The 18,787-nt window shown below is 70.3% G+C and carries 7 protein-coding genes; 2 read left to right on the forward strand and 5 right to left on the reverse strand.

Annotation, left to right across the window (positions count from 1 at the left end; genetic code table 11):
* Positions 1 to 12 precede the first annotated feature (12 nt).
* The 5 genes from C4F17_RS05075 to C4F17_RS05095 all read right to left on the reverse strand — a co-directional run bounded on the left by C4F17_RS05075 (position 13) and on the right by C4F17_RS05095 (position 5,883).
* Positions 13 to 2,649, reverse strand: a complete 2,637-nt coding sequence (locus tag C4F17_RS05075; protein ID WP_234382576.1) for an AAA family ATPase — start codon at positions 2,647 to 2,649, stop codon at positions 13 to 15.
* Entirely contained in the window at positions 2,646 to 3,773 is a 1,128-nt protein-coding gene (locus tag C4F17_RS05080) for a metallophosphoesterase family protein (protein WP_106934499.1), read from the reverse strand. Before C4F17_RS05080 ends, C4F17_RS05075 begins: the two co-directional genes overlap by 4 nt.
* 118 nt (positions 3,774 to 3,891) lie before the next feature.
* Positions 3,892 to 4,080, reverse strand: a complete 189-nt coding sequence (locus C4F17_RS05085) for a hypothetical protein (protein WP_081269543.1) — start codon at positions 4,078 to 4,080, stop codon at positions 3,892 to 3,894.
* A gap of 102 nt (positions 4,081 to 4,182) precedes the next feature.
* Positions 4,183 to 4,917, reverse strand: coding sequence for a peptidoglycan DD-metalloendopeptidase family protein (locus tag C4F17_RS05090; RefSeq protein WP_234382579.1), 735 nt, complete (start codon positions 4,915 to 4,917; stop codon positions 4,183 to 4,185).
* A gap of 99 nt (positions 4,918 to 5,016) precedes the next feature.
* The gene (locus C4F17_RS05095; RefSeq protein WP_106934501.1) at positions 5,017 to 5,883 is read right to left on the reverse strand and encodes a class I SAM-dependent methyltransferase; all 867 of its coding nucleotides are present in this window, start codon (positions 5,881 to 5,883) and stop codon (positions 5,017 to 5,019) included.
* A gap of 554 nt (positions 5,884 to 6,437) precedes the next feature.
* On the opposite strand from C4F17_RS05095, the gene C4F17_RS05100 reads away from it, so the two are divergent.
* Both C4F17_RS05100 and C4F17_RS05105 read left to right on the forward strand, forming a co-directional pair.
* Positions 6,438 to 13,748, forward strand: coding sequence for a type I polyketide synthase (locus tag C4F17_RS05100; protein WP_106934502.1), 7,311 nt, complete (start codon positions 6,438 to 6,440; stop codon positions 13,746 to 13,748).
* Positions 13,745 to 18,781, forward strand: coding sequence for a non-ribosomal peptide synthetase (locus C4F17_RS05105; protein WP_106934503.1), 5,037 nt, complete (start codon positions 13,745 to 13,747; stop codon positions 18,779 to 18,781). Before C4F17_RS05100 ends, C4F17_RS05105 begins: the two co-directional genes overlap by 4 nt.
* Positions 18,782 to 18,787 lie beyond the last annotated feature (6 nt).

Consider the following 18,787-nt stretch of genomic DNA (forward strand, 5'->3'; position numbering starts at 1 on the left):
AAAAGCGGCGCTCTACGGAATGCTCCGCGCCACCACGCCAAGGTCGCGCCAGGCCTCCGGGTGGCAGCTGAACACCAGTATCTGGTGGCGCGTCGCCGCGTCGTACAGCACGCGCTTCATCTGCTTCAGGCGCTCTTCGTCGGTGTTGACCAGCGCGTCGTCGAGGATCAGCAGGGTCGGCTTGCGCGCTTCCTTCAGCAGGTCGGCATAGGCCAGCCGGGCGACCACGCCCATCTGCTCGCGCGCGCCGACGCTCAGCTCTTCGAACTCGCCGCTCTGTGCGCCGCGCAGGCCCTGGCGGGTGATGCGGCCCGGCGACAGGTCTTCGCCGACTTCCACCTGCGCCCCCGGAAACAGGATCTGCAGGTAGTGATCGAGGTGCTTCTGCAGCGGCGCCCGAAGACGGCGCGCCAGGGCCGATCGCTTTTCGCGCAGCAGCCTGAGCAGATGGTCGAGCGCCTTCGAGCGGCGCTCGAATTCCGCGCACCGGCGCGTGGCGTGGTCGAGTTCGCGCTGCTTCTCGGACGCGGCTTCTTCCAGGCCCGCCGCGCCCTTCACCTGAAGCTCCACCTCGAGGCGGGTGATGTCGTTCGCACGCTGGCTGTGCGCAGCCTCGGCCTGCTTCACGCTGCGTTCGAGCCGCTCCACGTCCTGCGACAGCACGGGCAGGTTGACGGTCTGCAGTTGCTGCGCAAGTTCGCCGACCTTGTCCTGGATGGCCGAATGCTGCGCCAGCGCGTCGGTCAGCGCCGCGCCGGCATCGGCCTTGCGGCCGGCGCGCTGCGGATCGCTCAAGGTGGCCTTCACGGCGGCAAGCTCGGCCTCGGCGGCGTTTACCTGCTCACGCGCGTTGCCGGCCGCGACCTTGGCGTCGTTCAGCGCGGCGGAGGCATCCGACAGCGCGGCGCGGGCGGCGCCCTCCTCCGACTCTGCCTGCGCAATCGGGGTTGCCGGCGCATCGGTCGATGCCGGCATCGCCTGCAGCACCTGCCGGGCTTCCACGAGCCGTGCTTCGCGCAATGCGATGTCGGCGGCCAATGCGCTCAGGCCCTTGGGCGCCAACGCAGCCAATACAGCCACCGCCGCCGCGGCTTCGCTCTTGCGCGATGCCTGCAGGCGTTCACGCTCTTCGACGGCCGCCACGCTTTCGGCGCGCAAGGCCTGCAGCCGCTCGGCCAGTTCGTCACGCGCGCGATCGCGCTCGATGGCCAGTCCTTCCAGGTCGGCGCCGCCCGGCAGCACCGTGATGCGGCCGACACCCGCGATGTCGATGCCGGTGCGCGCGATGACGGTCTGGCGCGTCGACCCTGACACCGCCGCGCCCGCCACGCGCACATCGGCGCCGGGCAACAGGTCGAATTCCAGTGCCGTGGCCACCGCATCCAGCTTGGCCTGCGCGGTGCGCAGCGTGTCCGCGCAGCGCTGCAGGCGCTTGAGTTCGCCATCCGGCACAGCGAGCGACTGCGCTTCGGCTTGCAGCCGCGTGACCTTGTCCTGCTCACCCTTCGCCTTCGCGTGGCTTTGCGTGAGGGCCGCGAGTTGTTCTGCCACGCCTTCGACGGCTCTTTCCTGTGCGGTGCGTGCCGCCGCCTGGCGCGCAAGCCGCAGGGCTTCCCGTGCAGCCGAGTCGGCCTGCGCCGCCGCTGCGTGGCGCGGCTCCCAGGCCTGCAGTTCTTCCAGGGCCTTGGCGAGGCCTTCCCTCACCGTCTGCAGATTCTTTTCGCGCTGCACGACGGTCGATTCTTCCCGCTCCATTGCCTGCAACTGGGTGCGCAAGGCGTTGACCTGCACCGTGGCCTGGCGCAGCGCGGCGTCCTGCGCGGCCTTGCGGTCCGCCAGCCCCTTGGCCTCGTCCAGGCGCTGCTGCGCACCGGCGAGTTGCTCGCGCAACGCGGCCCAGGGGCGCGCTGACTCGTCGCGCTGATGGTCGCGGCGCAGGCTTGAAAGGCGGTCGACGCCCGATTGGTAGGCCTCGATGTCGACACGCAGCCGCTTCAGTTCGCTGTCGAGCTCATCCCTGAGCCTGATCGCATCCGCATACGCGCCACGCGGCGTGCCCGCGGCGGGCGTGAGCAGCTCGTTGCGCTCGCTTTCCACCGCTTTCAGCACCGCATCGCCATTGCTCGACGCCAGCTCGCCCAGCGATTCGCCCAGCGCATTGCGCAGATGGTCGCTCGCGAAGCCCACCGCGCTCGAGATGTCGTGCGAGGTGCCCTGCCGGATCCACAGCAGCCCCGGAATGCCCATGTGCTCCGGCGTGCTCGCGCCCTTGCCCGGAAACTTGAACCCCAGCAGCGCCGCCAGATGGTCTTCGGCCACCGCGCCGTCCATCGCCTTGCCGTCGATGCTGAGTTCGCAGCGCTTCTTGCCGAGAAAGGCCTTGGTCAGGCGGCAGGGCTTGCCGTCGAGCTCGAAATCGAGTTCGACCGTGGGCGTCGCCGAGCTTTCGCCCCACGGCCGCAGATGCTCCACCGCGCTGGAGCGGTGCCGCTCGAAGAACGCGGCGCGAATCGCTTCGGCCACGGTGGACTTGCCCGACTCGTTGGGCGCCGCGAACAGGTTCAGCCCGTCGGTGAGGCCATCGATTTCCAGCGGCGCCCGAAACAGCTTGAAGTTCTCGATGCGAAGGCGTTGCAGCTTCATGCTCATGCGGCGGCTCCCGCGCGCGGTGCCTGCGCGTCGAGGATGCGGGCCAGCGTCAGCAGCGCGTCGCGCGCCAGTTCGGCATCGGCGCCGTCCTGCTGTGAGCGCAGGTCTTGCAGGGCCTCGCCAACGAAACCGTCGGCATGCAGGGCCTGGATGTCTTCCTCGGTCGGTTCGAGGCGCAGCGCCTCGCCGTCCCACACCAGCGCGCGGGCCCGGGCGCGTGCTGCGTCGAGCGCGGCGCCGAGCCTGTGGTGGCCGCCGAGGTCGCAGCTGCCTTGCGCGCGCAACTGAAGCACATCGTTGGCGCCCACGAGGTTCAGCTTTTCCACCAGCTCGTCGATGTCGGAAGCCACGGACAGGCGCGGCTCCCATTGCTGCCATGCATATTGGCCGGTGCGCACCGGCTCGACCTCGGGCAACGCGCCGGCGCCGGCGATGGTCACCAGCAGCGCCTGCCCGGAGTCGTTGGCGCGAAAGCGGTCGGTCTCGGGCGTGCCCGCGTACCAGGTCCGTTCGTCGGTCTGGCGCGTGCCGTGCCAGTCGCCCAGCGCGAGGTAGTCGAGCCGGGCCTGCGCCGCGCGGTCCGCCGCGATGGGGTTGGCCGAGTCGATGTCTTCCGAAAGAATGCCCTGCACGCAGCCGTGCGCCAGCCCGATGCGCGGCAGGCCTTCTTCTTCGACCGAGGCCGACGCAAACCAGTCGGTCAGGTCGCCATAGGTATGGCGCTGCGTGAGCGGTGCGGGCAGCAGCGTGAACTTGCCGGCCACGGTGCGCGGCACCGGCTCCAGGCAGCAGACCACGTTTGATGGCACCGCGCCGAGCCGGGCGGCGCGGCTCCAGACCGATTCGCCGAGCGCGGAGTCGTGGTTCCCGGGAATCAGCAGCCACGGCCCCGCAAAGCCCTGCATCGCGTTGAACATGCGGCGGATGGTCTTGTCGGAAACCGTCTGCAGGTCGAACACGTCGCCCGCCACCAGCACCGCATCGACGGCACGTTCGCTGGCAATGGCGGCCAGCCGCTCGACCACCTTGAAGCGGGCCTCGAACAGCGCCGCGGCGTCGTCGGGCTCGAACTGCGAGAACACGCGGCCGATCTGCCAGTCCGCGGTATGGAGCAAAGAAATCATGCGTGGCCCTCCCTTTGCCTCTCGCGTCTTCCGGTCGTCTCAAAAACATCGAGCATCTTAGATGCCCGCGATACGCGGCGACACGGGGGATGGGGCCTCCTGGCGAAGGCGCGCGCTTTCAGAAGGAGATGGTGGGCCTGTCGAACGGCCCCGCGCATTCATCGGCCAGCGCCACGGAACGCGCGACCTGCTCTGCGATCTGCTCGCGCAAGGGCTGCCAGCCGAGGCTGAACGGAACCAGCAAAAACCATTCAGCGGGAAGCAGCGCCAGCAACGTGCCGACGAGCAACCAGTACGTGAGATCCATGTAGTACCCCCTAAACGAATGAGGGCGCGAGTCTGCGCCCTCCGGGGCACCGGGAACATCCCCAATCCGTGGGATAACTTTCGGTCGAAATGCCCTGCCCGCCTACCGCGCCGGCAGGTACTGCCGGGGGTCGACGGCCTTGCCGCGGTAGCGGATCTCGAAGTGCAGCTTGGGGTGGCCGGCATCGGCAGTGCCGATCTCGGCGATCTTCTGGCCCCGCTGCACGCGCTGGCCCTGCTTCACCAGCACCGAACGCACATTGGTATAGACCGACATGTAGGAGCCGCCGTGGTCGACCATGAGCACGCTGCCGTAGCCGCGCAGCGTCTCTGTGACGGCCACCGAGCCGTTGCCGATGGACACCACCGGGTCGCCTGTGTTGCCGCCGATGTCGATGCCCTTGTTGCTGGAGCCGTTGAAGCCCGCCACGACCTGGCCCTGCGCGGGCCAGCCCCAGTCGCTGCGCCGGGCGGCTGGCGGAACGACAGGGTCGGGCTCGCGCGCGGCGGGACGCGGCGGCGGCCTCTGGCGGTCGGCACCGCCGGCCCTCGGCAGTGGCGGCGGCGCGGATGCATCCGGCGAAGGCGCCGAGGCACCGCCCGGCGGTGCCACGCGCAGCACCTGCCCTGCTTCGAGGCGGTCGGGGTCCTGGAGATTGCTCCAGCGGGCGATGTCGCCGGGCGAGCGGCCGATCCTGGAGGCGATGCGGTAGAGCGTGTCGCCGGGCTGGACCACATATTCGCCGGGGCCCGCCACCGGGGCTTTCGTCGTGGAGCACGCCGCGAGCGTCAATGCCGCGATCAGCGCGATGACCGCGCACCAGTTCCTGCCTGTCACAACCACTAGCCGTTCCTTTTTTCCTGAAGACGTTCGAGCCTACCAGCAGTGGCTGAAGGCCCGTCGCGCCCGGGGCTGGACGGCGGCGGCTGCGCGCTGTCAGTTCATGCTGCGCCTGGCGATGCACATCAGGGACAGCGCGCTGTCGGGCGCGCGCGGGTCGCGGCCCGACAGCCGGTTGCCCATGCGGTATTTCCATTGCGCCGGGCCGACCTCGCCTTCCAGGGCCTGGGCGCCGATCTGGTGGTTGTGGGGATGGATGCGGACCTCGAACCCCAGCGGCTCCAGCGTTCGCCTGAACAGTTCGTGTGTCACGCCGTCCCCGGGGCGGTGGTGCAGTTCGGTCTGCAGCCCGCAGGACTGCTGGCTGCCGGTCTTGTGAAAGCCGTGCCGCGTTACCCGGTAGATCCACAGGCGCGCGTCCCACATCCATTTCGCCAGGCCCTTGTAATCCCATGCGGTCAATTGCGGGTCGTGGTCGGTAATGAGCAGGCCATTGGGTTTCACCAGCCGCGCGCCTTCGCTCAATACCGCCGTCATGTCGTCGCAATGGTGCAGCGAAGCATTGATGGCCACGATGTCCGCCACGCGCGAACGGAACGGCGTATGCGCGGCATCGGCCAGCACCGCCGTGTAACCCAGGCGCGAAGCCATTTCCAGCGAGCCGCCGGCCACGTCGACGCCGACCAGCATCCTGGGCTTGCCGCCGAGCGTGGCAAAGACATTGCCGGGGCCGCAACCGAGGTCGATGACCACCTTGTCCGTCCAGTCGCCGCCCGCTGCGAGCCAACGGCTCCTGAAATGCGCATCGCGATGGCAGAAGTCCAGATATTCCCTGGCCCAAGCCTCATTGCCGAAATAAATGGCATTGGCGGTCAATCCAGGCGAATTGTTCGGAATAACCGACTCGTAATAGAGACCGCGGCGCTGGAGAACTACATCGGGTAATAAGATGTCGTTGAGCATTGGAGGCTTTCAAATATTGCTTCCGCGCATGTGCGTATGCCCCATTGAGTTTTGTTCGTTTTTCTGTGTTGTACAGCGGTTTTTTATTCGGTTACACGCTCCACCAATTAATAACAGCCTGCTTTTAGGGCGGGGTTTCATTTTGCGAGCGTGCGTGCGGTGCGTTTTCCGCATCTCTCCCTCTGTGGGCGGTGCCTTGCGCTGGTCTCCCTGACGCTCTCGCCGCTGCGGCCGATCCGGCGCCCTCTCCCTCTCGGCATCCCCATGAGTACCCCGCTTCGGAGCGCGCCTGCCGGCGCCCGGAGGGGTGCCCCATCACCTGCTTTTGCCCTAAACGGCGCATCAGTTACCCAGGACTGGACAGTTGCGGTAGTACGTTTCAGAAATAACTATGTCAATCTGTAACGTAGATCGAAAGTACCCACATCGGCTTGGGGAAACACCCTAGGATCGAGACACGAAAAAACACAGGGTGCAAATTCAAAGCCTCAATTGAGTCACTGGCCATTCGGCCTATTCAATTGGTTCCATCGTATTTCTTTTCGGGTAATTACATGGAAATTCAATCTGTTTCGACGTCACGGCGCAGCGCTCCAGACACGCTTCTGGAAGATCTGTTCGTGCCGCGGGCGAACCCGGAAACGCCGGGCGGGCGGCACGCCGTCTCCATGCCCCTCGCACCCGAATTCATGCAACGCCGGGCACAGGCGTCCGCAACCGGTGGCCAGTTGCCCGACACCCTGTTTGCCGGCGCGTGGCTGCTGCTGCAGTCGCGGTGGCTCGGCGTGCTCTGGCCGGTGCTGCACGAACTGGCAGGCGCCAAGGCGTTGCACACGTCCACGACCGTGGCCTTCGACGCCACCCGCCCCGCGGGCGCCTGGATCGCGGAACTCGATGCCGCCCGTCGCGCGGCGAGTGCTGCCGCCACCGGCGCGCAGCCGCCCGTCTCGCTGTGGCTGCGCGATGCCGCCGACACGGCCGAACCCGACGCCCGCCTGCGCCTCTGGCTGGACGAAGCCTCCGGCTCCCTGCATATGGATGTGGCGGCGGCCTTGATGGACATGGCCTGCGCCGAGCGCCTGCTGGCCGCACTCGCCGACACCGCCGCCGATCTGCTGGCCCGCCCCGATGCCGCGCTGGACGACATCCGCACCCTGCCCGTCGCCGACAGCCACGACCAGCTCGTCCGCTGGAACACGCCACCGTCGGCGCTCGACCGCACGCTCACCGTCACCGGCATGTTCCGCCGCCAGGCCGCCGCCGCCCCCGAGGCCATCGCGGTCGCCGAAGGCGACGTGCGGATGAGCTACGCCGAACTCGACCGCCGCTCCGACCAGCTCGCGCGCCACCTGCAGCAGCTGGGCGTGCGAAGCGGCGACGGCGTCGGCCTGCTGCTCGACCGCTCGCTGGGCGCCGTCGTGGCGCTGATCGGCATCCTTAAGGCGGGCGGCGCCTACGTTCCCGTGCCGACCGACTTTCCGCCCGAGCGGATCGCCTACATGTTCGCGGAGGCGCAGGCCCGCCACGTGATCACGGCGCAAGCCTTTCGCCACCTCGTGCCGGCCGAACAACGCGCTCTGCTGCTCGACGATGCCTTGGACAACGAAGATCGCAGTTCATGGAATGAGCCGGCCATCGACGGCGAGTCGGTTGCGTACGTCATGTACACCTCGGGCTCGACCGGCACGCCCAAGGGCATCGAGATCTGCCACCGCTCGATCCTGCGGCTGGTGGTCGGCGTCGACTATGTCGAGCTCGCGCCCGGCCGCGCCATGCTGCATGCCGCGCCGCTGGGCTTCGACGCGGCCACCCTTGAAATCTGGGGTCCGCTGCTCAACGGCGGCTGCTGCGTGGTGCACGACGAGCGCGTGCCCACCGGTGCCGGCCTGGCCCGCACCATCGCGCGCCACGACGTGCATACCGCCTGGCTCACGGCCGCTCTGTTCAACGCGGTGATCGACGATGACCCGGCCCACCTCGCGGGCCTGCGCCACCTGTTCACCGGCGGCGAGGCGCTCTCGGTGCCCCACGTGCGGCGCGCGCTCGCCGCCCTGCCCGGCCTGGCCCTGAGCAACGGCTACGGCCCGACCGAGTGCACCACCTTCGCGACCACCCACCGCATCGCGCCGACGCTGCCCGCAGACACCCGCTCCGTGCCGCTCGGCCGCCCGATCAAGGACACCGTGCTGCGCGTGCTGAGCCCCTCGATGGCGCTGCTGCCCTCCGGCCTGGTCGGGGAGCTGTGCATCGGCGGCCACGGGCTGGCGCGCGGCTACCTGCGCCAGCCCGAACTCAGCGCCGACCGCTTCGTGCCCGATCCCTTCGGCGGTCCGGCCGACCGGCTCTACCGCACCGGCGACCTCGCGCGCTGGCTGCCCGACGGCACCATCGAATTCATCGGCCGCCGCGACGGCCAGGTCAAGATCCACGGCCACCGCATCGAGACCGGCGAGATCGAAGCCGCCGTCCTCGCCCACTCCGGGGTGCAGTCTTGCGCGGTGGTTGCCCGGCCCGATGCCGATGGCCAGCTGCGCCTGGTGGCGTACCTCGTGGCCCGCGGCCCGAAGCTGTCGTGGCAGGCGCTGCGCACGCACCTCGCGGCCCGACTGCCCGCGGCGCTGGTGCCTTCGGCGCAGGTCTGGCTCGATCAATTGCCCGTCACGCCCAACGGCAAGCTCGACCGCCGCGCGCTGCCCGAGCCCGCCGCCGGCCGCCCCGAGCTTTCGCAGCCTTACGAGGAGCCGCATGACGCCGTCGAGCAGCAGGTGTGCGAAGCCTTCGCGCGCGCGCTGTGCATCGACAAGGTCGGGCGCAACGACAACTTCTTCGACCTCGGCGGCGATTCGCTGCTGGTGCTGCAGGTGCTGGGCGAGCTGAAGCGCGACACCGCGCTGCCGCTGTCGACCAACCTGTTCTTCCGCGACCCGACGCCGAAGGCAATGGCCGCACGGCTGCGTCCCCCGGCGGAGGCATCCGTGCAGGCGGCATCGCAGCCGTCCGCCCCGCACGCCGCCGCGCCGGCTTCCGACGCGGTCGCGCTCATCGCCACCGCGGGCCGCTTTCCCGGTGCCGCCGACGTGGAGCAGTTCTGGGACAACCTCGTTGCCGGCCGCGACACCATCACCTTCTTCGACGACGCCACGCTCGACGCCGGCGTGAGCCAGGCGCTGCGCAGCGATCCGTCCTATGTTCGCGCACGCGGCGTGATCGACGGCATCGAGAACTTCGACGCCGCCTTCTTCGGCATCGGCCCCAAGGAAGCCCAGCTCATGGACCCGCAGCAGCGGGTGTTCCTCGAGATCTGCTGGGAATGCCTGGAGCGCGCCGGCTACGTGCCCGACGCCGCGCCCGGCCCGGTCGGCGTGTATGCCGGCATGTACAACGCCACCTACTTCCAGCGCCATGTAAGCACCCGGCCCGACCTGGTGGAACCGGTCGGCGAATTCCAGGTGATGCTGGCCAACGAGAAGGACTACATCACCACGCGGGTGGCGAACCGGCTCAACCTCACCGGCCCGGCCGTCAGCGTGCACACCGCCTGCTCGACCTCGCTGGTGGCCGTGGCCCACGCCTTCCACGCGCTGCGCACCGGCCAGTGCTACATGGCGCTGGCGGGCGGCGCATCGGTCACCTGCCCGCCGCGCAGCGGCTACCTCTACAACGAGGGCTCGATGCTCTCGCCCGACGGCCACACGCGCAGCTTCGACGCGAAGGCCCAGGGCACCGTCTTCAGCGACGGCGCGGCCGTGGTGCTGCTCAAGCGCCTGGCCGACGCGCAGGCCGACGGCGACACCATCTACGCCGTGCTGCGCAGCGCCAGCGTGAACAACGACGGCGGCGCCAAGGCCAGCTTCACCGCGCCCAGCGTGGACGGCCAGGCGGCGGTGATCCGCGCCGCGCTGGCGGCGGCCGAGGTCGATGCGCGCAGCATTTCCTACGTGGAGGCGCACGGCACCGCCACGCCGATGGGCGACCCGATCGAGGTCGAGGCACTGGCCGTGGCCTACGCCGAGCACACCGACGCGCTCGGCTACTGCACGCTGGGCTCGCTCAAGAGCAACGTGGGCCACATGGTCACGGCCGCCGGCGCGGCGGGGCTCATCAAGACGGCGTTGGCGCTGCACCACGGGCAGATCCCGCCGACGGTGCACTTCGAGACGCCCAACCCGGCGATCGACTTCGCACGCACGCCCTTCCAAGTGACCGCCAGCCTGCAGCCGTGGCCGCGCGTCGACCTGCCGCGCCGCGCGGGCGTGAGCTCCTTCGGCGTGGGCGGCACCAATGCGCACGTCATCGTCGAGGAAGCGCCGCCGCGGCCGGCATCGCCCATCGCCACCGGCGAACAGGTGCTGCCGCTGTCGGCACGCTCGGAGGCTGCGCTGGCCGTTGCCGCCGAGCAGCTCGCGGCGCACCTGCAGGCGCATGCCGAACAGCCGCTGGCCGACGTGGCCCACACGCTGGCGGTCGGCCGCAAGGCCCACGCCTTCCGCCGCGTGGTGGTGGCGGCCGACACGGTGCAGGCCATCGAGGCGCTGCGTGCCGCCGATTCGCCCTGGCGCGCCAGCGGCCGGCTTGCCTCGCGCGCGCCGCAGCCGGTGCTGATGTTCCCGGGCCAGGGGGCGCAGTACGCCGGCATGGGCAGGCTGCTGCACGCGGCCGACCCGGTGTTCGCAGCCGCCTTCGACGATTGCATCGATGCCATGGCTGGCGCCACCGGCTTCGACCTGCGCGAGCGCATGTTCTCGGACGACCCGAAGGCGCTGTCGCCCACCGCCGTCACCCAGCCCGCGCTCTTCACCATCGAATACGCCCTCGCGCGGCGGCTGCTGGCCACCGGCGTGCGGCCCCATGCGCTGATGGGCCACAGCGTGGGCGAGTTCGTCGCCGCGGTGCTCGCGGGCGTCATGCGGCTCGAAGATGCGGCCCGGCTCGTCGCCCGGCGCGGCGCGCTCATGCAGGCGCTGCCGGCGGGCGCGATGCTGTCGGTGCGCATCGGCGCGGCCGAGCTGGAGCAAAGGCTGGGCGCCTCGCTCTCGCTCGCCGCCGAGAACGGCCCCACGGCCTGCGTCGCCGCCGGCTCCTTCGAGGCCATCGCCGCATTGCAGGCCACGCTGGAAGCCGAAGGCATCGCATGCCGCGCGCTGCAGACATCGCACGCCTTCCACTCCGCCATGATGGACGGCGCCGTCGCGCCCTTCGAGGCGCTGGTGGGCCAGGTGGCGCTGAATGCGCCACAGACGCCGATCTTCTCGACCCTCACCGGCCGGCTGCTGGAGGCGCAAGAAGCCACCAGCCCCGCCTACTGGGCACGGCACCTGCGCGGCACCGTTCGCTTCTCGCCGGCCGTGCGCGCCGCGATGGAACACGCCGCGCAGCCGCTCTTCATCGAAGCCGGTCCGCGCAACACCCTCTCCACGCTGGTCCGCCAGCACGGCGCGAGTGCTGCCGTGCCGCTGCTGCACGGCGAGCCCGCCGACGAACACCGCACGCTGTGCCTGGCCGTCGGCCGGCTGTGGACCTGCGGCGCGGAAGTCGAGCTGTCGCGCCTGTCCAGCCGCACCGGCGCCCAGCGGGTGCGCCTGCCGACCAGCCCGTTCGAACGCAAGCGCTTCTGGGTCGACATCGCCGCCGCTCCCGAAGCCGCCGGGATCGCCGCGACCGCCGCGATCCCCGCCGCACCTCTTTCAGTCTCGCCCGCCCCTTCCGCCACACCCACACCTTTGGAGCCGATCGTGACAGCTGCAGCGACCTCGCCTCTCCCTTCCTCCGCGTCCTCCCCTCCCGTCGATGCGCGCCTGCGCGCCTTGTTCGAGGACATCTCCGGCATCGACATGGCGCAGGCGGAAGGCCATGCGCCCTTCGGCGAGCTCGGCCTGGATTCGCTCACGCTGACGCAGGCGGCCACCCAGATCAAGAAGCACTTCAAGGTCAACCTGAGCTTCAGGCAGCTGATGGAGAACTACCGCTGCTTCGACGCGCTCTCCGCGTTCCTGCGCGAGAGCCTGCCGCCCGAAGCCGCGCCGGTCGTGGCGCCCGTTGCAGCGGCTGAAGCGCCCGTGGTGCAGCAGCCCGTTCAAGCCCTGGCGCCCGCACCGGTGGCGTACGCACCTATGCACGGCAACGCGGCCTCCAGCCCGATCTCCCAGCTGATTGCGCAGCAAATGGAATTGATGCGCCAGCAGCTCGCCCTGCTCTCGGGCACGGCGCCCGCCGCGCCGGTCATGCCGCAGGCAGTGCAGGCGCCGGCCGTCGCCGCACCGGTCGCGGCGGCACCCGCCGCCGAAGAGCCCGCGCCGTCGAAGGAGCCGCTGCGCTACGACGTCGCCAAGGCCTTCGGCGCCATCGCCCGCATCCACACCCAGCGCACGGCCGAGCCCAGCGGCCGCCAGAAGGCCCGGCTCGCGGCGTTCATGCGCCGCTACATCGAGCGCACCATCAAGAGCAAGCAGTTCACCGAGGCCAACCGCTCGCACATGGCTGACCCGCGCGTGGTCAACGGCTTCCGCCCGGTCACCAAAGAGATCACCTACCAGATCGTCATCGAGCGTTCCAAGGGCTCGAAGATGTGGGACCTGGACGGCAACGAATACGTCGACGCGCTCAACGGCTTCGGCATGAACATGTTCGGCTGGCAGCCCGACTTCGTGCAGGACGCCGTGCGCAGGCAGCTCGACGCGGGCTACGAGATCGGCCCGCAGCATCCGCTGGCCGCCGACGTCACCGCGCTCATCTGCGAGCTCACGGGCAGCGACCGCGCCGGCCTGTGCAACACCGGCTCCGAGGCCGTGATGGCGGCGCTGCGCATTGCGCGCACCGTCACCGGCCGCAGCACGGTGGTGGTGTTCACCGGCTCCTACCACGGCACCTTCGACGAAGTGCTGGTGCGCGCCGGCAAGGGCGGCAAGGGCCTGTCGGCCGCGCCGGGCGTGATGAGCGGCATGTTCGGCGACATCCGCGTGCTCGACTACGGCACGCCGGAGGCGCTGGCCTTCATCCGCGACAACGCCGACGACCTGGCCGCCGTGCTGGCCGAGCCGGTGCAAAGCCGCCGGCCCGACTTCCAGCCGCGCGAGTTCCTGCACGAGCTGCGCGAGATCACCGCCAAGAGCGGCTGCGCGCTGATCTTCGACGAGGTCATCACCGGTTTCCGCACCGCGCTGGGCGGCGCGCAGGAGCTGTTCGGCGTGCGCGCCGATCTCGCCACCTACGGCAAGGTGATCGGCGGCGGCTTTCCGGTGGGCGTGATCGCGGGCAAGCGCGAGTTCATGGACGCGCTCGACGGCGGCGCCTGGCAGTACGGCGACGACTCCATTCCCGGCGTGGGCGTGACCTACTTCGCCGGCACCTTCGTGCGCCACCCGCTGGCGCTGGCGGCGGCCAAGGCCTCGCTCCTGCACCTGAAGGAAGCCGGCCCCGCGCTGCAGGCCGGGCTCACGGGCAGCACCAGCGCCATGGCCGCGGAGATGTCGGCCTGGTGCAAGGAGGTCGGCGCGCCGATCGAGATACGCCACTTCGGCTCGCTGTGGCGCGTGAGCTGGCTCGAAGACCACCCGCTGCAGGACCTGCTGTTCGCCATGATGCGCAGCCGCGGCGTGCACATTCTGGACAACTTCCCGTGCTTCCTCACCAGCGCGCACAGCGCCGAGGACATCGCCTTCATCCAGCGCGCCTTCAGGGAATCGGTCGCGGAGATGCAGGAATCGGGCTTCCTGCCGCGCCGCGCCGCGGTCGTGACCAGCTTCGACGTGCGCAAGCCGGCCGAAGAAGGCTCGGTGCTGGCGCGCGACGTCGACGGCCAGCCCTTCTGGTACGTGCCAGAGGCGCAGGCATCCACCCACCACGTCAATGGAAAGGCCGCAGCATGAACGCCGTCCTGCGCCCCGAGACCGACACCGGAACGGGCCCCGCCACCAGCGGGATCATCGAGTGCGTCATCCCGACCACCGAATCGCAGCGCGAAGTCTGGCTCGGCGCCATGCTGAGCCCGGAGGCTTCGCTGGCCTACAACGAATCGGTGCTGCTGCGCCTGCACGGGCCGCTGAATGCGCAGGCGCTGGGCCTTGCGATGGCCGCGCTGGTCGAGCGCCACCAGTCGCTGCGCGCCACCATCTCGCCGGACGGCACCTGCATGCTGGTCGGCCAGGCCCCGGCCGAGCCGATGGGCATGATGGACCTCGCCAAGCTCGACCCGCCATCGCGCGAACAGGTGCTGGCTTCCGCGCACAACGCGGCGGTGTGCACGCCCTTCTCGCTCGAGCACGGGCCGCTGTTCAGGGCAGTGCTGTATCGCCTGGGCGAGGACGACCATGAACTCGTCATGTCGGCCCACCACGTGGTGTGCGACGGCTGGTCGTGGGCGGTCATCACCGAGCAGCTGGGCCACCTGTACGCCGAACAGATCGGCCAGGGGCTGCGGCTGAAGGCCGCGCCGTCCTATGCCGACTTCGCCGCGGCGGAAGCCGCCGAAGCCGCGCACCCCGACATGCAGCAGCACGTGGACTACTGGCTGGAGCGCTTCTCGGGCGGCACGCCGCCCGTGCTGGAGCTGCCGCTGGACCACCCGCGCCCGGCCGTGCGCACCTTCACTTCGCTGCGTGCCGAACGCACGCTCGACCGCCGCCTGGTCACCGCCATGCGCTCGGTCAGCAGCAAGGCCGGCACCAGCCTGTTCGCGGGCCTGCTCGGCGCCTTCGTCGCCACGCTGCACCGGCTGACGGGGCAGGACGACATCGTGGTCGGCATTCCGGCCTCGGGCCAGCTGGCGCGCGACATGCCCGGCCTGGTGGGCCACTGCGTCAACCTGCTGCCGCTGCGCGTGAACGCACATGCGCACCTGCGCTTCGACGCGCTCATGAGCGAATGCGGCACCGCCGTGCTCGACGCCTTCGAGCACCAGTCGCTGACTTACGGCGCGCTGCTCGGCCAGCTCTCGCTGCAGCGCGACGCCAGCCGGCTGCCGCTGGTGAGCGTGATGTTCAACGTCGACCCCGACGTGGCGAGCGGCACCGACAGCTTCGTCGGCCTGTCCGTCAGGCAGGACACCGTGCCGCGCCAGTACGAGAACTTCGAGCTGTTCCTGAACCTGCGCCCGCTCGAAGGCGGGCTGGTGATCGAGGCCCAGTACAACACCGGCCTGTTCGACGAAGTCAGCGTGCAGCGCTGGCTCGACATGTTCGAGTGCGTGCTGCGGTCGGCCACGCGCGACCCGTCCGAGGCCATCGGCCGGCTCGAGGTGCTGTCGACCGAGGCCTCGCTGGTGCTGGCCGCGCTGCAGCCCGCGCCCACCGAGCTGCTTGGCGACCCGCTGGCGCATGCCGGCTTCGTGGCCCGCGCGCTGCTGCACCCCGAGCGGCCGGCGCTGCGCGACGGCGCGCGGCGCAGCACCTACGGCGAGCTCGACGCGCAGTCGAACCGGCTGGCGCATGCGCTGCGCGAGCGCGGCATCGGCCGGGGCCAGCACGTGGGCCTGTGCCTGGAGCGCGGCACCGACATGCTGGTGGCCTTGCTGGCGGTGCTGAAATCGGGCGCCGCCTACGTGCCGCTCGACCCCGCTTTCCCGCAGGCGCGGCTCGACCACTACGCCGAAGACGCGCGGCTCGGCCTGCTGCTCACCACGTCCGACATCGCGACGGCACCGCGCCAGTGGCGTGTCGACGCGAGCCAGCACATCTTCGAGATCGACCGCGACACCGCCTGGCAACAGGGCCCCGCAACGGCGCTCGAGCCGGGCGAGCTCGACGCCGGCGCCGAAGACCCGGCCTACGTGATCTACACGTCGGGTTCCACCGGCAAGCCCAAGGGCGTGAGCGTGCCGCACCGCGGCGTGGCCAACCTGCTGCAGTCGATGCGCGTGGAGCCCGGCATCGGCGCGGCGGACCGCATCGCGGCCGTCACCACGCTGTCCTTCGACATCGCCGTGGCCGAGCTGCTGCTGCCGCTCGCGGCCGGCGCCGAGATCGTGATGGTGCAGCGCGAGACCGCCATGGACGGCAACCACCTGCGCGCCCTGCTGGAGGAAGAAGACGTCACCATCCTTCAGGCCACGCCCGGCATGTGGCAGCTGCTGCTCGACGCCCAGTGGCCCGGCGCGCCCGGCTTCCGGGGCTGGATCGGCGGCGAGCCGGTGCGCCCGCGCCTGGCGCTCGAGCTGCTCGACCGCTGCGAACAGCTGTGGAACGTGTACGGCCCGACCGAGACCACCGTGTGGTCGACCGTGTGGAACATGCAGCGCGACGTGGTCGCCTCGCGCGGCGTGTCGATCGGCCATCCGATCGACAACACCCAGGTGTGGATCCTCGACGCCGAGCTGCGCCCATGCCCGCTCGGCGTGCCCGGCGAAATCTGCATCGGCGGCGATGGCGTCACGCTGGGCTACCACGACCGGCCCGAACTCACGGCCGAGCGCTTCGTCACCGCGCGGATCCTCGGCCATGCCACGCCCCTCTACCGCACCGGCGACCGGGGCCGCTGGCGCAACGACGGCCTGCTGGAGCACATGGGCCGGCTCGACTTCCAGGTGAAGGTGCGCGGCTACCGCATCGAGCCCGGCGAGATCGAGGCCCGCTGCAACGAGGTTGCCGGCGTCTCGCGCAGCGTGGTCGTGGCGCGCGAAGACAACCCCGGCGACGTGCGCCTGGTGGCCTACCTCGCCCTCGCGCCGAACGCGGCGGGCGCCGCCTTCGACCTCGAGGCGCTGATGCAGCACCTGCGCGGCAGCCTGCCGGCTTTCATGCTGCCGCAGCACGTGGTCACGCTCGCCAGCCTGCCGACCCTGCCCAACGGCAAGCTCGACCGCGCCTCGCTGCCGGCACCGCAGGCCGTGCCGCGCGAAACCATGCAGCGCGGCGCAGGCCCGCGCACCGACAGCGAGCGCAAGGTGCTCGCGGCCATGGAGCAGGTGCTGAGCCTGCCCGGCCTCGACATGAAGGACGACTTCTTCACCATGGGCGGCCATTCGCTGCTGGCCGCCCGCCTGGCCACGCTGCTGAGCCGCGAGTTCCAGATCACGCTGCCGCTGCGCACGCTGTTCGAGGCGCCCACCGCCGAGCGGCTGGCAGTGGCCGTCGAGGCGCTGCAAGGCACCGGCGCCGGCGAGCAGGTGCCGCTGCCCAACCGGCCCGACCGCACCACCGCGCCGATGACTCCGTCGCAGGAGCGCATCCGCTTCATGGAAGAGCTGCACCCCGGCCGCTCGGTCTACAACGCGCCGTCGGCGCAGCGGCTGCTGGGCGACTTCGATGCGGCGCGCTTCGAATCGGTGCTGCGCGAGATCATCCGCCGCCAGCCCGCGCTGCGCACCAGCATGGGCACCGACCCGCGCACTGGCGAGCCCGTCCAGTCGATTGCGCAGTCTGTGGATTTCTCGCTGCCGGTGATCGACCTGCGCGACCTGCCCGCCGACCAGCGCGAAGCCGAGCTGGCCGAGCAGATGCAGGAGCTGGCCGACCGCCCCATCGACATCCACCGCGCGCCGATGGCGCATGCGGCGCTGTTCAAGCTCGACGAGCGCGACCACGCCTTCGTTTTCGTGCCGCACCACCTGGTGTGGGACGGCTGGTCTTTCGACCTGATGCAGCGCGAGCTTTCCGCGCTCTACGACGCCGCCGAGCGCGGCCGCCCGCACGGCCTGCCGGCCATCGCCACCACGCACGGCGACTACGCCGAGTGGCTCGCCCAGTGGATGAAGGAGCCTGCGTTCGAAGAGCAGATCGGGTTCTGGCGCAAGCGCTTCGCCGCCGCGCCACTGCCCCGGCTGCCCAACACCGACATGCCGCGCCGCGCGGGCAAGAGCGGCCAGGGCGGCACGCAGTGGATCCACATCGACCTCGCCGCCACGCAGCGGCTGCGCGAAGTGGCGCGCGGCATGGACGTGACGCTCAGCATGCTGACCTTCGGCCTCTATGCGCTGACCATGGCCCGCACCATCGGCTCGGACGCCATCGTCATCGCCAACCCGGTGCGCGGCCGCCAGCAGCCGGAGACCGAGGACGTGATGGGCGTCTTCAACAACGTGCTGCCGGTGTCGCTGCAGATCGACATGCGCCAGTCGCTGCCCGAGTTCATGCGCTACGTGAAGCAGGAGCTGCTCACGCTCATGAACTACCAGCAGGTGCCGTTCGAGCGCCTGATGGCCGAGCCCGGCTCCGGCGGCCAGGCCAAGGCGTCGGGGCCGTACCAGTCGATGTTCTCGTTCCAGGACGCGCGCGACCGCTCGCGCCGCCTGGGCAGCCTGCAGACGCGGCAGATGCACCTGATGCAGCGCGGCGCCACCGACGACATCGGCGTGTGGCTGATGGACAAGCCGAGCGGGCTGGAAGGCGCGCTGATCTACAACGCCGACATCTACCTGCGCGAGACCGGCGCCCAGTTGCGCGAGCGCTACCTCGAACTGCTGCATCGCGCCGGCGACAGGCCCGAGGCCAGCCTGGACTACATCGCCAGCGCCGAAGGCTCGACCAGCGCCGCCTACCTGCGCAAGCTCGCGGCCGACACGTCGCGCGCCGAGGCGCCGGCCGGTGCGGCGGCGGGCGCGCCCAAGGCCAAGGCCGGGCTGATGAACCCCGAGCAGGCGCAGCTGGCACAGGTGTGGGCCGGCGTGGTCGGCATCGACGTCAACGACATCCGCGCGAGCGACAACTTCTTCGATCTCGGCGGCGATTCGCTGCTGGTGCTGCGCGCGGTGCAGCAGACCGAACTGCTGCTGGGCTACCGCGTGGAGCCGCGGCGCTACCTGTTCGAGAACCTCGGGCAGATCGCCGCCTCGTCCACCTTCCAGCCGGTGAACACGACCGGCCCGGACAGCATTCCGTCGGAACTCCAGGGCCTGCCCGCCGCCGCCACGCCGCCGCGCGGCGGCCTGCTGGGACGCGCCTTCGGCGGCTGGCTGCGCAAGAGCTGAGGAAGA

Origin of the sequence: Variovorax sp. PMC12, from assembly GCF_003019815.1 — a bacterium.
GTDB lineage: Bacteria > Pseudomonadota > Gammaproteobacteria > Burkholderiales > Burkholderiaceae_C > Variovorax.

Excerpts from the sequence above, each read along its gene's own strand:
- C4F17_RS05080 (WP_106934499.1), bottom strand. The coding sequence starts at position 3,773 with ATGATTTCTTTGCTCCATACCGCGGACTGGCAGATCGGCCGCGTGTTC.
- C4F17_RS05100 (WP_106934502.1), top strand. The coding sequence starts at position 6,438 with ATGGAAATTCAATCTGTTTCGACGTCACGGCGCAGCGCTCCAGACACG.
- C4F17_RS05075 (WP_234382576.1), bottom strand. The coding sequence starts at position 2,649 with ATGAGCATGAAGCTGCAACGCCTTCGCATCGAGAACTTCAAGCTGTTT.
- C4F17_RS05085 (WP_081269543.1), bottom strand. The coding sequence starts at position 4,080 with ATGGATCTCACGTACTGGTTGCTCGTCGGCACGTTGCTGGCGCTGCTT.
- C4F17_RS05105 (WP_106934503.1), top strand. The coding sequence starts at position 13,745 with ATGAACGCCGTCCTGCGCCCCGAGACCGACACCGGAACGGGCCCCGCC.
- C4F17_RS05095 (WP_106934501.1), bottom strand. The coding sequence starts at position 5,883 with ATGCTCAACGACATCTTATTACCCGATGTAGTTCTCCAGCGCCGCGGT.